Here is a 14374-nt window from a genome sequence, read left to right as displayed (position 1 = left end):
AGGAGAAGCATTTTTTAATGAAATAGGCCTTGATATGGTGATACATCAATTTTTTGTTCTTTCAAGGTTTTCAATAAAAACTTATGATCGCGCTTTGGTGTAGCGATGATATATCCCCTCACAATCAAATCTTCTGTGATGGACTCGGCTTGTTCTTTAAGTGCCAGTTCACCAATTTTCCCTGCAATTTTTTGGCGAGCAATATCACGAAATAACTCAGGCACGGGTTTGACCAATTCTTCTAAAAGCAACTTTTCCTTTTCTGCCCATAGATGCTTTGTTTTCTTTATGTAATGGTCTTGCCAATCCAATTCGGACATCCCGTCTTCCTTTGGTAAACGCTTTAAAAATTTTCGGAACATAAAGAAGCCGCCGATGGCAAACATCGAGATTAAAAATACCACCCAAAATAAAATAAACCATAAAAACCAGCCGTTTAGCATCTTTCCACCTCTATGTGTCGTCTTCCCTGCTATCTATTAATCTATTTTTATTCTACACAAATGAGCACATAAATAAAAGAGCAAAAGACGAGGGGCCAAAAAGCTGAAAAAGACTTTTTCTCGGCACTTCTTCATGGGATGAACATTTGCGGAAATCACGAAAGTCCACAGCTTACAGGCTTTTACAAATGAACACAAATTCCGGGATAATGGATTGGGAATCCTCATACATATAACTGAAACGATTTAAAGATAAATGAGGTGCTATAAGATGCAAATTGTAAAAGGACCGACAACCATATCTCCGCTGGGATTTTTGCCTTCATTCCGCAAAAATCCCTTAGTGTTTTTAGAAAACCTGCAAAACGAGTATGAGCACGAGGATGTTATTGTATATAGATTATTAAATCGAACATATTATCTAGTTTTGAATCCTTCAATGATTCGAGAAGCCCTGATAACAAAATCGCATTATTTTCATAAATCAAAACCGTTTCAAGAGCTCAAGTCGCTAGTCGGGGAAGGGCTATTAACGAGTGAAGAGGAATTTCATTTGCAACAGCGCAGGTTGATGCAGCCGGCTTTTACAAAACAGCATATTCAAACATACGCCGATGATATGGTTTCCATCACAAAAGACCACATTTCTTCATGGGATATCGGGGAAAAACGGCAAATTAACATGGATATGATGAATATTACCTTATCCATTATCACCAAAACGATGTTTGATATGGATATAAGAGAAGGGCATGAAAAAGTCGGAAAACACATAGATACAGCCCTTAAGACTGTAACGAAGCGAATCCGTTCTATTTTTAAAGTGCCCCATTCATGGCCGACAAAACAAAATGTAACATATTCTGAAGCGCTCGATGCCATTAATCAAGTAATCTATGAAATCATCGCTCATCGACGGGAGCAGAAAGACATTGACCGGGAAGATCTTTTGTCGATTCTCATGAAAGCACGGGATGAAAAGTCCGGAGAGGGAATGACAGATGAGCAGCTAAGAGATGAAGTTATGACGATTTTCCTCGCGGGTCATGAAACAACCGCCAACGCTTTGACGTGGAGCTTTTATTTACTCTCCCAACATCCTGAGAAAACCGAAAAAGTGCATGAAGAAATTGAAACGGTGTTAGAAGGACGTTTACCATCGTACGAAGATATGGGCAAATTAACTTATACGCAAAGTGTCGTATGGGAAAGCCTCCGTCTTTATCCTCCGGCCTGGGCATTTGGGCGTGAAGTGATAAGGGACGTAAGCATCGGTGAATATGAGTTTTCAAAGGGAGATACATTGATCATGAGTCCTTATATCATCCAGCGGTCATCGAAATATTTCCCGAATCCGACTGTTTTTGAGCCAGAACGGTTTGAAGATGGGAGCATAAAGCCGGCTTCAGATTTTATATACTTTCCGTTCGGCGGAGGTCCGCGCGTATGCATCGGAAACCATTTTGCAATGCTTGAGGCCGTATTAGTCATGGGGACGATTTTGCAGCGATACCGCTTGGAATTATGTGAAGACTGTCCTGAAGTGGCTCCGGATCCTTTAATTACACTGCGGCCGAAGAACGGGATCAGGATGGTTGTTTCAGAACATTAAATCCTGTCTTCGTCCATTACGGCTTATGCAGGACATAAAACATTGCTTGACTATTCTGCTACAAAAGGGGCGATTACAACCTTTACACGTTCGCTTTCCATGCAGCTAGCCGAAAAGGGAATCAGGGTAAACGGTGTGGCCCCGGGTCCGATTTGGACACCGCTTATTCCTTCTACTTTTACGGCGGAACAAGTGAGCAAATTTGGAAAGGATACTCCAATGAAACGGCCTGGACAACCGGAAGAGCTTGCACCGGCATACGTTTACCTTGCATCAAATGCCGATTCTTCTTATGTATCCGGACAAGTTATCCATATAAACGGAGGAAAGGTAGTAAACGGATAAGAGAAAATTTACGAGAGCATAGACAATCCATTCATATTAACGTGGAGGAACGCTGATAAAATTGCTTCATGTACTTCTTTCCCCTAACAATAGAGCAGGAAATAGTATTTAAAGAAAGGCCCTAGTCCGATGCTTTATCCGACTAGGGCCATCTCATTTTTTAGCATGATTCGGTTCATGGTACAATCAAGAGACCAGGATGAAACAACGGAGGTTTATTATGTTTTCTTATGTCGTTATCTTTGGGTTTTTAGGCTTTATCCTCTATGCAAGTACATTCGCTTATTCAGTTCTGCAGAAAACAGGTGATCGGAAGAAAAACAGAGTACGTATGATTATTAGTCTGATCATTATGGTAATCGGTTTTATTGGTATTCAATTTTTTTGAAAAAGCTCGGCACTGACCGGGTTTTTCATTTTGTGGCATATGTGAGAGTATGCGGCTCTGCAGGGTACAGCCCTTTTTGTTTTATAGGAGCGAGTAATTCTTGCCTGTTCCATCGAAAGACTTTTGACAAATGGAATGATTTTGCATATAGTAGAAATTCGAGGGGAACGTATGTATGGATTTGGGGATCGAATCTTCAAGTATAAAGTTTGTGATAGGCATTCAACATAAAGAGAGAGGGTGATACAGTTGAGGTATCATACACATGTCGCCACATCGATAGCTGCTGGAGCAGGAATAGCGGCCGCGACAGATGTGCCGTTTACCGTTACATATGTACTTGGAATTGCGTTAGGGAGTTTAATTCCTGATATTGATGAGCCGAATTCTTATATAGGAAGAAGAACATTCGGATTGTCTAAGTTGATCAAACAGGCACTCGGTCATCGGGGGTTTACCCACTCGTTGCTTGCTTGGATCACTTTTTCCTTTTTGTACAAGGTATATCCGAATTCATTTGTGCTTGGAATGTGCATTGGATATATTTTTCATATCGTAGGAGACTTTTTCTCACGAAAAGGAGTGCCGTTGTTTTCTCCTCTTTCTAAAAAGAGATTTAAATCACCGCTCACGTACGAAACAGGAAGTTTCTCAGAAACCCTTATTTTTTATGCGGCTGTTTTTGCTAGTATTTATATCGTTTATACCAATCAATTATTCTAATAAAGAGGAGGAATGAAAAATATATAAATCCACATAAATAATTGGACATAAATAAAAAGCATTTATGTCCAATTATTTACGCGTAAGCGGCTGACAATCTCCCTTACGGGTTCTTGTCAGCCGCTTATATGAGAACCTTTGTAAGCTCGTTCAATTTTTGAATGATTTGTTGGTTGTAAGAATCTTTCATATGAAACAATCTAACGCATTGTCCGGTCTTATAAGTAAAAACTGACTGGAGAGATAGCTGTGGAGATTAGCTTCATTCGGCATGGTCCGTCTTGTTGTAAAAGTCATCAAAAATGTAATGTGACGCAATTCAAGAAATGGATTCAAAATTATGATCAGATGGGTATGTTTAAAGATACAGTAGTTTCACTCGATACGATCAGAAAATGCCGGGAAGCTGCTCTTATGATTACAAGTCCGCCTGTCCGCACCGTTCAATCTGCCCGGACCATTTTGCCGGGTATGGAAAAAAAGATGATGGAATCGAATATGTTTCGAGAAGCGGAACTGCCTATTTTTGAACATATCCCATCCTTCATTCGCCTAAAACCGCATACATGGGCTTTTTTCTTTCGCCTCCTTTGGATGGTTCTTTATAAAGGGAAGGTAGAAACGTATAGGCAGGCAGTAAGGAGAGCACAAAAAGCGAGTGAAATATTGAGTGAATATGCCCGGATCCATGGAAAAGTTGTTTTCGTGGGGCATGGGATTTTTAATAGAATGGTGGCAAAAGAACTGAAAAAGCAAGGATGGAAAGGAGAATATCCGCCATGCCGCCATCATTTTTACTGCACGACATATGTTCAGGGAGAAAGGGGAAGCGATGAGTACGTGCCGCCCTCGTTAAATCGACAAAGATAAATTGGCTGACTTCAATACGTGTTGGGAGGGCGGAGCTGATAAATATGAACGTGCTTCTGATTTTTGCTAGATGGGAGATTCATAAAGAAAAAGTTTTTTAGAAAAATCTTAATTTTCAACACTTCCGTGGTAGAAAATAGTCGATAGTTAGTATATGATAAGAAGGAGCTTATTTTTTTAATAGTAAATGATAGCGGTTACAAAATTGTCCAACCGCTTGTTTTAAATAGGGGAGGAGAATTGCGATGAGCGACATCAATCGAACAGACGTCCTAGTTGTTGGAGGTGGATTGGCAGGCCTTTCTGCAGCGGCTTACCTGGCGAAGAAAGGAAAGAAAGTTACCCTGTTAGAAAGGGGAAAACTCGGGGGAAGAGCTGTTACTCTAATGATTAAAGGGTTTTCGTTCAACTTTGGTGCTCATGCGATCTATGGTCGTGATACATCTTTTTTGCGCAAATTAGAAAAAGAGTTAAATATTCATATTAACTGGCGTGATTTTGAACCGACGAAAGCAAAATATGATATCGGAACGGATTTAACGGACGTGCCGGCTAACATTCAAGGATTGTTCCGCACAAAACTGTTAAAAGGTGTCGATAAAATTAAATTTACCTTTGAGATTTTTAAAACATTAATTCACTTAGAAAAAGGTCATCCACATCAATCCATCAAACATTGGCTGGATGAGCGCAAGATCAGTGATGAAGTAAAAGAAATGATGTTGACGCTGGCATCATCCAACTTTTTCACAAACGAGCCGGAAAAAATTCCGTCAGATGTATATTTCCAGTATTATCAGCGTTTATTCACAACAAATAAGCCGGTTGCCTATATAGGCGGGGGCTGGGAAGCACTCATTGATGAGTTTGTCCGTGTAATTGAAGAAAACGGCGGAACGATTTTGACCAAGAAAAAAGCGGAGTCTGTTGAAACATACAACAATCGTGTAACAGCGGTAATTTCGAGCGAGGAACGCTTTGAGGCAGACGAATTTATTTTCTGTATCCCGCCAAAAGAATTGGAAAAATTATTTGTAGATTCAAACATTCAGCATTTTATCGAACAATATGCAAGCTATGAACCTACATATGTATTCGTATATGATGTCGGACTTAAGAAGAGGATTGAAGTGCCATATACGTATATTTATGACAAAAAGAATCGCATGTTCATTACCGACATATCGTTCTATGATGAAACATGTGTGCCGGAAGGCGGTCAGTTGCTTCAGGCCATTGCCTATATATCAAAAAGTGAAGCGGAAGACAAAGAGCATACGGCAAAGGTACAGCAAAAAATTGAAGAATTGTATGATAAGCATTTTGCAGGCTGGCGCGATGAGCTTGTTGTTCCACGTGTTTCAAAGCGAGCATCCGCTCAGGAGCTAAAATGGACCATTTACCAGGAGCCGATGCCAACCTTCTTCCCGGCTTACCGAAACCTGTTCTTTGCCGGAGACTGGTGTGAAGGGGAAGGCCAATTGTCTGAATTATCGTTCTCTAGTGCGTATCAAGTGAGTCAATTAATTTTAGAAAAACCGCAAGCCCAAAACCGTTATATTTCGTAATCTTTTCATGGTGAAAGCGATTAGCTGAAGGAGCACACCGTTCCCAGCTAATCGCTTTTTTATGCATCAACATTTAAATTACGGATAAACGCCTAATTTAATCGGGACGAATTCCTATTTTTGTACAGATTGAATAGTGTAAACTGTACTGATGATATACGGAAGGAGTCAAACGAATGAGAAAAGGTTATTACGACCGTATGAGTCCTTTTTACGGACAGATGTACGGATATCCTTATGGCGATGAGCAAGGAATGGGAACGCCTTATACGATGGGTTATGGGATGCAGTTTCCATCGATGATGCCGGGTCAACAGATGATGCCGGGTCAACAGATGATGCCGGGCCAACAGATGATGCCGGGTCAACAGATGATGCCGGGTCAACAGATGATGCCGGGTCAACAGATGATGCCGGGTCAACCAATGATGCCGGGGCAACCAATGATGCCGGGGCAACCAATGATGCCGGGGCAACCAATGATGCCGGGCCAACAGACGATGCCGGGTCAACCAATGATGCCGGGTCAACAGATGATGCCGGGGCAACCAATGATGCCGGGTCAACCAATGATGCCGGGTCAACCGATGATGCCGGGTCAATCGCTGATGTCCCCTGATCAAAGTATGATGGGGATGTTTCCGCAAATGCCGGGGACCCGAGATATACTTTAACCTAAAAAAAGGGCGAAGGTTGCCCTTTTTTTGTTAGGGTACTTCCGCAAAAATTGCTATTTTTTTAGAGGGGGAACTGGACCAGCCCATTGCATTCCTATTGGCCATCCCGTTCCTTATACTATAATGATAAGTAGGGAAAACTGTGACTACATAGGGTTGATGGGCTGGATGACATATATGGTTGGTGTGGATATTGCGACAGCAACTAAAAAAAAGCGTACCTTTGACAGGTACGCTTTTTTAGTTCGAAATGGGACAAAAAGTGAATACAATAGGGAGTGACTTGCATTAGCTATTTTCGTTTTGTACAATGGGACAATGAACAATCGGTATGTTGAAGGGAGGAGCGAATAGTGAAAAAGTGGTTACTATGGTTGACGATGTTTGGGATTTTCTATTTTTCGAATACTCCTCATTTAATCGTATCAGATCCTTCAACTTGGATGAACAAACCCCAATTTGAAAAAGGTGTTACTCTCTCTTTTTTGTTTGATGGGAAAAGTATCTTTTATTTCCCATGGATAAACGTGGTTCAAACAGAATTTATCCTCCATAAACTGGGGCATATTTTGTTCTTTTCTTTGCTGACGATTTTCATGTTTTTAAATATGAAGCAAACTAAAATGAGGTATTTTCATACTTGGTTATGGACGACACTCTTTGCATTTACCGACGAAGTTCATCAGTTTTTTGTAGTGGGAAGAAGCGGGAGATTTATTGACTTTTTATTTGATTCCGCCGTTTGTATCGTTTGTCTAATCAGTATTTTTGTTTTCGCTTCATGTCAAAGGCGCAAGGAAATATCAGAAACATTGTCTCTTCAAGCTTTCTTTAAAAAAGGTTGACCCATTTTGTTTACTCCATAAACGGATGAAATGAAAAGGAAGGCAGTAGTAGGCGAAAAACAAATTTTTTGAGTACTAAGAACTAAATGCGTATAATAAAAAAGAACAAAAAGCGTGGGGGGAAAATAATGAAACAAATCAATACAAAACAAGAATACAGCGAGCAAATCTCTCAAGATCAACTAACCGTAGGAATTTTCACTACAACATGGTGTCCTGATTGTAAACGTCTTGATATGTTCATTGATGAAATCATTGCAGAAAACAAAGATAAAAATTGGTTTAAGATTGATCGTGACGAGTTCCCCGAACTTTCAGAAGAGCAAAACGTAATGGGAATCCCGTCATTGTTAGTATTTAAAAATGGTGAAAAATTAGCTCATTTGCATAGTGCCAATGCAAAAACTCCGGATGCCGTGAGAGAATTTTTAGAACAGCTATAAGTTGAATCTTGACGATAAAAAGAAATAGTCACTAAACAACGGCTCTCTGAGGAAAATAAGAGGGTCTTTTTTTTGTCAAGGTACTGTTCTTTGAATCTATGACTTTTCCAGTTCTAATAAGGGCATTTGGAAAAAATTCATGTGCAAAATTAGATTGAATGCATTAGAAAAATGCGCTTTTCCTTCATCAGGAACGAATTACCCTTTGGCAATTAGTTGGAAGAATCGGGCTCTTATGGATTGTTGTTTTTCTTCGAACGCATGAGGACGATGACAGGATAAATGGTGTTTAAAGAAAAATCGAAGTCAAAAGAAAATCTTTGCAATCTGTATGTCGTGCGCTATACTAATATGGTGAAAATCAAATAGCTGTTCAATAAGGTCCTGATAATTGGAAGAATTATTGGGTTAAAAGGGAAGTTTGGTGAAAATCCAGCACGGTCCCGCCACTGTAATCACTAAAATCGCACCATTTACCACTGTCGCCTGCAATTGATGGGAAGGAGGTGTGATTGTTAAGGTGTAAGTCAGGAGACCTGCCTTGTTGTAATCTGTCCAGCCTTCGAGGAAAGGGAAGCAGGTTCGTGAAGAGTCGTGTTTGAATCTCTTTAGGAGATCAAGAAAAAATCGCCTTTGTACATAGTCGACTATGATCACAGCCGCTTTGCTTTCTTCGGAAGCAAGGTTTTTTTATTTTTCAGCATTTTGAAGGAGGGTTTCATCATGTTAAAACATGGAAGGCTGCTGACACTGCTTATAGCACTCATGATGTTCTTAGCGGCATGCGGTGGAGCGGCAGAAAGCAATACAAAACAATCGGAAACAAAACAAATTGGGGAAAAAGTTGTACAAGACTTTCCGGTAACGATGAAAGATGCACGTGGTAAAGAGGTAACGTTAGATTCGAAACCGAAGAAGATTGTTTCTTTAATACCAAGCAATACGGAAATTTTGTTTGAACTGGGATTAAATAAGCAAATAATCGGCGTCTCCAATTACGATAACTATCCAGAAGAAGCATTAAAAAAAGAGAAGGTTGGAGATACGAACGTTAACGTGGAGAAAATCGTATCTCTTCAGCCAGATATTGTATTTGCCCATGCCTCAGCAATGGGAAGTTCACCAGATGCATTTCAACAGCTGGAAGATGCGGGAGTAAAAGTGTTTGTGGTGAAAGATGCCACTTCGTTTGAACAAGTATATAATTCTATTATTACGATGGGAACATTAACGGGAAAGCAAACAGAAGCAGAGAAAATCGTAAAAGATATGAAAGCTGATGTGGCGGCAATCAAGGAAAAAGCAAATAAGATTGATGAAAAAGACCGTAAAATGGTCTGGGTCGAGGTATCGGGAGAGCCTGAGATTTATACGACAGGAAAAGGCACATTCATGGATGAAATGTTGAACATCATTGGAGCGAAAAATGCAGCGGAAAATGAAAAAGGATGGGTTATGATGTCAGAGGAAAAGGCGGTCCAGCTAAATCCGGATGTCATCATTACCACTTACGGCTACTATGACAAAGAAGCGGCCCAAAAAGTATTGAAACGTCCGGCATGGCAAAATGTAACGGCTGTAAAGGAGAAAAAGGTGTTGGATGTAAATTCTGATAAGGTTACACGTCCGGGCCCGCGTTTAGCGGAAGGGCTGCAAGAACTGGCAAAAGCCGTTTATCCTGAGGTGTACAATTAAAGAGCTATGGGGGCATTTTCCTTCAAGGAAGTTTGAAGGTTTGCCCCCATTTTCAAATCTATCATTAATAGAAAAAACAGATATTCTTCTCATGCAAACAAAACATCTTTATTATACATATAGCTGCGGTGTGTTGGGAGATGGGGTGAAATGGGCAAATACCTTTTATAATCGGTATGTAGATAAAAATTATTGTTGTGACGAACCAAAACGAGAATTTACCGAATTTTTAAAAAGCAGATACATGGAGGCGGATGGCACGGTCGGGTTTATGACGGCCGTCCGGCTTCATCGGCGTGTCGTTCTTATCTGGCACAAGATGAGAAGGTCAATGTGACTTCCGTTGTAACAACAGTCGGAAAATTGGTTCATATAAGCTTATACAAAGCATTGGGAGGAGGACGACAAAAAGAATGGAGGGAATGATCGTATTCATCTTAACACGGATGGCGGGGGTTACGGGAGCCGTCATGCTAGATCAACTTCTTGGAGACCCGCATCATTGGCCGCATCCTGTTCGATGGTTCGGGCAGTGGATTTCCTGGCTGGATGATAAATTGAATCGAGGGGAAAAGAAAAAAATAAGAGGTTTGGTTATTGTGGCAAGTATGGCTTTTTGGACGATAGGGCTTGGTGGAGTCATTGTTTATTCAGCCTATCAACTCCATCTTATGATCGGTATTTTCATAGAAATTGTTATCATTTATACGACGATTGCGCAAAAGTCATTGATGGAAGCGGCTGTCAATGTCGCCAAACCTTTGGCTGCAGGGGATATAGAGAGTGCGCGTAAGGAAGTCGGAATGATTGTTGGCCGTGATACAGAGCACTTGACAGAACAAGAGATCGCCAGGGCGACGGTAGAGACAGTGGCGGAAAATACAAGTGACGGAGTAACGGCTCCTCTGTTTTTTGCGTTTCTAGGCGGTGCTCCCCTCGCGTTATTTTACCGTGCCATCAATACGTGCGACTCGATGGTTGGGTATAAAAATGAGCGCTACGGGCAATTCGGTTTTTTCAGTGCTAAATGTGATGATGTATTGAACTATATACCGAGCCGGTTTACTGCTTTTGTGATGGCTGTGATGAATATTGGCCATAGTCAATTTTCCGTCCGGCATGTGTTTTCTCTTATCAAGCGGGATGCCCGAAAGCACCCGAGTCCAAATAGCGGATATGGGGAGAGTGCAATGGCCGCTTTGCTTGGTGTTCAATTAGGCGGCATGAATACGTATGAAGGTATTTCCTCACACCGCCCCAAGATAGGGGACCCGCTTGCTGAACTATCGACCGCAATGATCATGGAGGCTGTTCAAATGATGAGACGGACTGTCTTCGGATTTGTATTATGCCTGATAAGTTTAGGAGGTGTTTTTATTGCTGCCCTCACATGGAGCTAATCCGCATTTATTGTTACAGGAATTAAAGGTGGAAGAGAAACAGAGTGTCATAGATTTTAGTGTCAACATTAACCCGCTCGGCGTGCCCAATCGTATTGTGGAATTGTGGCCTTTCATGCAAAAGGCGGCTTTTTCCTACCCATCCGTCCAGGCAGAAGAACTAACAGTTGGGCTGGCTCTGCATCTGACCATCAAGCAGGACGAACTGTTGGTAACAAACGGAGCGGCAGAAGCCTTTTTTCTTATTGCTGGTTTATTGACAGGCAAAAAATCGGTAATCGTTGACCCGACATTTGTAGAATATCGCCAGGCATGCGAGGTATTCGGTTGTGATATCGTATCAGTCCCGCTGGATGAACGAGAGGGGTGGCAGTGGTCTTTAGGCTCATTGCTTGATGCCGTTCCTTTAGCGGATGCGATTTGGATTTGCCATCCGAACAATCCGACAGGCGTGATGTATCCTTTGGATGAGTGGGAGGTTTTATTAGAGCAAGCAAAAGCGCATAACACCATCCTGATCATTGATGAAGCATTTCTTGATTTCGTTGATTCGCCTATCGATTTTATCCCTTACTTAAAAAAGGGATACCCGATTATCCTTGTAAGATCGATGACGAAAATGTTCCATATTGCCGGTATTAGGCTCGGGTATATCATCTCTTCTCCTAATCTGATTTCGCTTTTATCTGAACGGCAGCCGCCTTGGAGTGTCAACGGTGTGGCACAGCAAATCGGAGTGGCTTGTTTACGGGAGACATCATTTGTTCAAGAAACGATTGCATTTGTCAAAAAAGAGCGGGAATGGCTTATGGAACAGCTCTTGCAACTGGGGCTCATCATATCACCTTCTGTCACTAACTTCTTTCTTTGTTCCATACCAAACGGATGGTCGTCTCGGGGCTGGTTAACTTATTTGGCAAAAGAGGGAATTGTAGCGCGTCACACGGAAAACTTCAATGGTTTGGACGGTCGCTTTATTCGTTTAGCTGTAAAAACGAGGTTAGAAAATGAGCGGCTAGTACAGGTAATCAAAAAAGGACTGACTGGTTATGTTCATTTTTGTTAGCGGCGGCGTTCGCAGCGGAAAATCAGCATGGGCCGAAACGCTTGTTGATCGATTGAGAGAAAAACATTCCAGGTGTGTGTATGTAGCAACAAGCCTTATTACCGATGAAGAGATGAAAGAGCGTATGAGGCTCCATCAAGTTGAACGGGAACGATCCTCCATCAGGTGGAAAACGATTGAGCAGACGAGAGATTTACAACATATTGTTCCGGATTTAACGGGCGATGATATCGTTTTACTTGATTGTGCAACAAATTGGCTGGCAAATGAGTTGTTTATATCTAATGACAAATGGGCGAATCCCGCGTTTCAATCTTGTGTAATACAGACGATGAAACAGGGCGTATTAGCTATTAACGAGCGGGTGGATCATGTTGTGATCGTCTCTAATGACTTGTTTGAGGGAGGAGTATTGCAGGATCCGACGTTTACATATATGAAGTTGCTTGGATCCTTTCATCAGTGGCTTGTTCAGACAGCAGACCTCGCTATAGCAGCGGAAGCAGGACAGTTAATAGTGAAAAAAGGTTCGTGGAATGGATGGAAAATAGGATGAAAGAGTGGATGAACATCGGGCGTATGGCCTTGCAATTTTTTACCGTATTACCTGCCGCGAAAACGGTGGAGTGGACGGAAAGACGAGCGGCAAGAACGATTTGTCTCCTTCCTTTTATCGGAATGGGGATAGCAGGAGTCCTTTTTCTTCTCTTATTTATTTTTACAAAAGCAGCCACTTCTGGTGCAGTCGTCAGTTTACTCGTTTTTCTGGCTTGTATTGGAATGACGGGTGGCTTGCATCTTGACGGATGGATGGATGTAAGCGATGCGTATTTTTCCCGACGTGAAAGGGGCAAAAAATTGGAAATCTTGAGCGATCCCCATATCGGTTCGTTTGCGGTTTTGTCCCTTCTGTTTTTATTAGCAATCCGTTGGGCATCTATATACGAACTGCTTTTGAAGGGTGAAGTCACCTGGTCGATGCTGGCAGTCATTCTTGTTTTGCCGCGATTGATGGCCGGATGGTTTCTGCTGTCCGAGCAGACAGCCAAAAAAACAGGATTGGCCTCTTATTTTCAGCAAGGAGTCACACCTTCCCTCAGAAATAGGTATGTCGTTCAAAGCGTATTATTTATTGTATTCTTTTTCTTTATGGCGGAAAATAAAGTCATTATGTTCGTTATTGTTGGTTTAATGGTGGTGTTTGGCAGTCTTTATCGAGCTTTTATTAGAAAACAATTCGGAGGTATTACCGGTGATACAATCGGTGCGGCGATTGAAGGAGGCGAAACATGGCTTTGGATGAGCTTTTGGTTGTTACATGTATTCGTCACGGGATGACAGCGGGAAACGAGCAGAAAGCATACATCGGATGGACCGATCAACCTTTATCCGAAAATGGAAAAAAACAGCTGCTGGACGAGCGTGAATTTTATCCCGAATTCCCTGGCTTGGTAGTTGGAAGTGATTTGGAGCGCTGCCGAGAAACGGCCGCTCTATTGTACCCAAACGTGCCGTACGTCCCTATGGAAGAATGGCGTGAGTTATATTTTGGAGACTGGGAAGGTAAGACACACGAGCAGCTGCAGCATCGACAAGCATACCAATCATGGTTAAGTGAACCTTTGCGTATGCCTGCTGAGAACGGGGAAGACTTTCAGACGTTTACACATAGGGTATGGAAAGCCTGGGAACAGTCTGTTGATAAGTTGCTTTCCCAAAAAGGAACCCATCTTGTCATCATGACTCATGGCGGGGTCCTAAAGTTGTTGGCCTCTGCCTTTTCCTCAAAAAAGAAGGGGTTTTGGGACTGGCATTTTTCCCCCGGTGAAGGAATACGCTGGGTGCACACATTACAAACGGCAAGGAGCAGACAGTCATGCATTTCGTATTCGGCGGTGCCTTTAATGGAAAAAGAAGATGGGTAATGAATGTATATAACAATGATACATTAACGTGGATATCTGCTTATGAGCAGCCATCCTTTCCAAAAGAGATTTATGGGGAAGGTGTGGTCGTGTTAGAAGGAATAGAAACGTGGGTAAGCGAACTTATTCACAACGGCTTTTCAATAGATGAAGCGGTCGCTTTTTTTGAGCAGCAGCTATCTAACTGGCAGAAACAGTGCAGCAGGCTTGTGCTCCTCGGGACGGAAATAGGAAAAGGGATTGTTCCGATGGATGAAGAAGACAGAAAGTGGCGTGATGCATGTGGGTATGTGTATCAAATGATTGTAAGGAAAGCCGAAAGAGTGGATCAAATATGGTATGGAATTTCGACTCGATTGAAGGGAGAATGAAAA

At 41.9% G+C, this 14374-nt stretch carries 17 protein-coding genes, 1 pseudogene and 1 riboswitch; of the genes and pseudogenes, 17 read left to right on the top strand and 1 reads right to left on the bottom strand.

Annotated elements, in window-relative coordinates:
• Positions 1 to 14 precede the first annotated feature (14 nt).
• Complete coding sequence (locus tag ACFOU2_RS01445) at positions 15 to 443, bottom strand: DUF2621 family protein (protein WP_377911567.1); 429 nt, start codon at positions 441 to 443, stop codon at positions 15 to 17.
• A 271-nt stretch (positions 444 to 714) separates the two neighbouring features.
• Here ACFOU2_RS01445 and ACFOU2_RS01440 point away from each other — a divergent pair, with 271 nt between their 5' ends.
• The 17 genes and pseudogenes from ACFOU2_RS01440 to ACFOU2_RS01360 all read left to right on the top strand — a co-directional run bounded on the left by ACFOU2_RS01440 (position 715) and on the right by ACFOU2_RS01360 (position 14371).
• A complete protein-coding gene (locus ACFOU2_RS01440) occupies positions 715 to 2055 on the top strand; it encodes a cytochrome P450 (RefSeq protein WP_377911565.1) in 1341 nt (446 codons plus the stop codon).
• A pseudogene (locus tag ACFOU2_RS01435) lies at positions 2056 to 2400 on the top strand (SDR family oxidoreductase); the annotation flags it as partial. It lies immediately after the preceding gene.
• A 220-nt stretch (positions 2401 to 2620) separates the two neighbouring features.
• The gene (locus tag ACFOU2_RS01430) at positions 2621 to 2788 is read left to right on the top strand and encodes a hypothetical protein (RefSeq protein ID WP_377911563.1); all 168 of its coding nucleotides are present in this window, start codon (positions 2621 to 2623) and stop codon (positions 2786 to 2788) included.
• Positions 2789 to 3037: 249 nt separating this feature from the next.
• Entirely contained in the window at positions 3038 to 3511 is a 474-nt protein-coding gene (locus ACFOU2_RS01425; RefSeq protein WP_377911561.1) for a metal-dependent hydrolase, read from the top strand.
• Positions 3512 to 3760: 249 nt separating this feature from the next.
• Positions 3761 to 4381: a histidine phosphatase family protein gene (locus tag ACFOU2_RS01420; protein WP_377911559.1), complete on the top strand. Its 621-nt coding sequence runs from the start codon at positions 3761 to 3763 to the stop codon at positions 4379 to 4381.
• Positions 4382 to 4626: 245 nt separating this feature from the next.
• A complete protein-coding gene (locus ACFOU2_RS01415) occupies positions 4627 to 5949 on the top strand; it encodes a phytoene desaturase family protein (protein WP_377911557.1) in 1323 nt (440 codons plus the stop codon).
• 176 nt (positions 5950 to 6125) lie between these two features.
• Complete coding sequence (locus ACFOU2_RS01410) at positions 6126 to 6623, top strand: hypothetical protein (protein WP_377911555.1); 498 nt, start codon at positions 6126 to 6128, stop codon at positions 6621 to 6623.
• 356 nt (positions 6624 to 6979) lie between these two features.
• Entirely contained in the window at positions 6980 to 7471 is a 492-nt protein-coding gene (locus ACFOU2_RS01405) for a VanZ family protein (RefSeq protein ID WP_377911553.1), read from the top strand.
• Positions 7472 to 7557: 86 nt separating this feature from the next.
• The gene (locus tag ACFOU2_RS01400) at positions 7558 to 7914 is read left to right on the top strand and encodes a thioredoxin family protein (RefSeq protein WP_377911551.1); all 357 of its coding nucleotides are present in this window, start codon (positions 7558 to 7560) and stop codon (positions 7912 to 7914) included.
• 362 nt (positions 7915 to 8276) lie between these two features.
• A riboswitch (cobalamin riboswitch) is annotated at positions 8277 to 8472 on the top strand.
• A gap of 165 nt (positions 8473 to 8637) precedes the next feature.
• Positions 8638 to 9609 carry an ABC transporter substrate-binding protein gene (locus ACFOU2_RS01395; protein ID WP_377911549.1) on the top strand — a complete coding sequence of 324 codons (972 nt, stop codon included), beginning with the start codon at positions 8638 to 8640 and terminating at the stop codon, positions 9607 to 9609.
• A 91-nt stretch (positions 9610 to 9700) separates the two neighbouring features.
• Entirely contained in the window at positions 9701 to 9946 is a 246-nt protein-coding gene (locus tag ACFOU2_RS01390) for an adenosylcobinamide amidohydrolase (protein ID WP_377911713.1), read from the top strand.
• 76 nt (positions 9947 to 10022) lie between these two features.
• Entirely contained in the window at positions 10023 to 11009 is a 987-nt protein-coding gene (gene cbiB / locus ACFOU2_RS01385; protein ID WP_377911547.1) for an adenosylcobinamide-phosphate synthase CbiB, read from the top strand.
• Complete coding sequence (gene cobD / locus ACFOU2_RS01380) at positions 10978 to 12075, top strand: threonine-phosphate decarboxylase CobD (protein WP_377911545.1); 1098 nt, start codon at positions 10978 to 10980, stop codon at positions 12073 to 12075. Before cbiB ends, cobD begins: the two co-directional genes overlap by 32 nt.
• Positions 12059 to 12631 carry a bifunctional adenosylcobinamide kinase/adenosylcobinamide-phosphate guanylyltransferase gene (locus ACFOU2_RS01375; RefSeq protein WP_377911543.1) on the top strand — a complete coding sequence of 191 codons (573 nt, stop codon included), beginning with the start codon at positions 12059 to 12061 and terminating at the stop codon, positions 12629 to 12631. The genes cobD and ACFOU2_RS01375 overlap by 17 nt, the downstream gene beginning before the upstream one ends.
• Complete coding sequence (gene cobS, locus ACFOU2_RS01370; RefSeq protein WP_377911541.1) at positions 12628 to 13413, top strand: adenosylcobinamide-GDP ribazoletransferase; 786 nt, start codon at positions 12628 to 12630, stop codon at positions 13411 to 13413. The genes ACFOU2_RS01375 and cobS overlap by 4 nt, the downstream gene beginning before the upstream one ends.
• Positions 13365 to 14000, top strand: a complete 636-nt coding sequence (locus ACFOU2_RS01365; RefSeq protein WP_377911539.1) for a histidine phosphatase family protein — start codon at positions 13365 to 13367, stop codon at positions 13998 to 14000. Before cobS ends, ACFOU2_RS01365 begins: the two co-directional genes overlap by 49 nt.
• On the top strand, positions 14000 to 14371 hold the full coding sequence (locus ACFOU2_RS01360; protein WP_377911537.1) for a bifunctional adenosylcobinamide kinase/adenosylcobinamide-phosphate guanylyltransferase: 372 nt from the start codon (positions 14000 to 14002) through the stop codon (positions 14369 to 14371). Before ACFOU2_RS01365 ends, ACFOU2_RS01360 begins: the two co-directional genes overlap by 1 nt.
• The last annotated feature ends 3 nt before the right edge of the window (positions 14372 to 14374 follow it).

The organism is Bacillus songklensis, assembly GCF_042649685.1.
Lineage (GTDB): Bacteria > Bacillota > Bacilli > Bacillales > Bacillaceae_H > Bacillus_BA > Bacillus_BA songklensis.
This window is presented reverse-complemented; position numbering and strand designations above follow the sequence as displayed.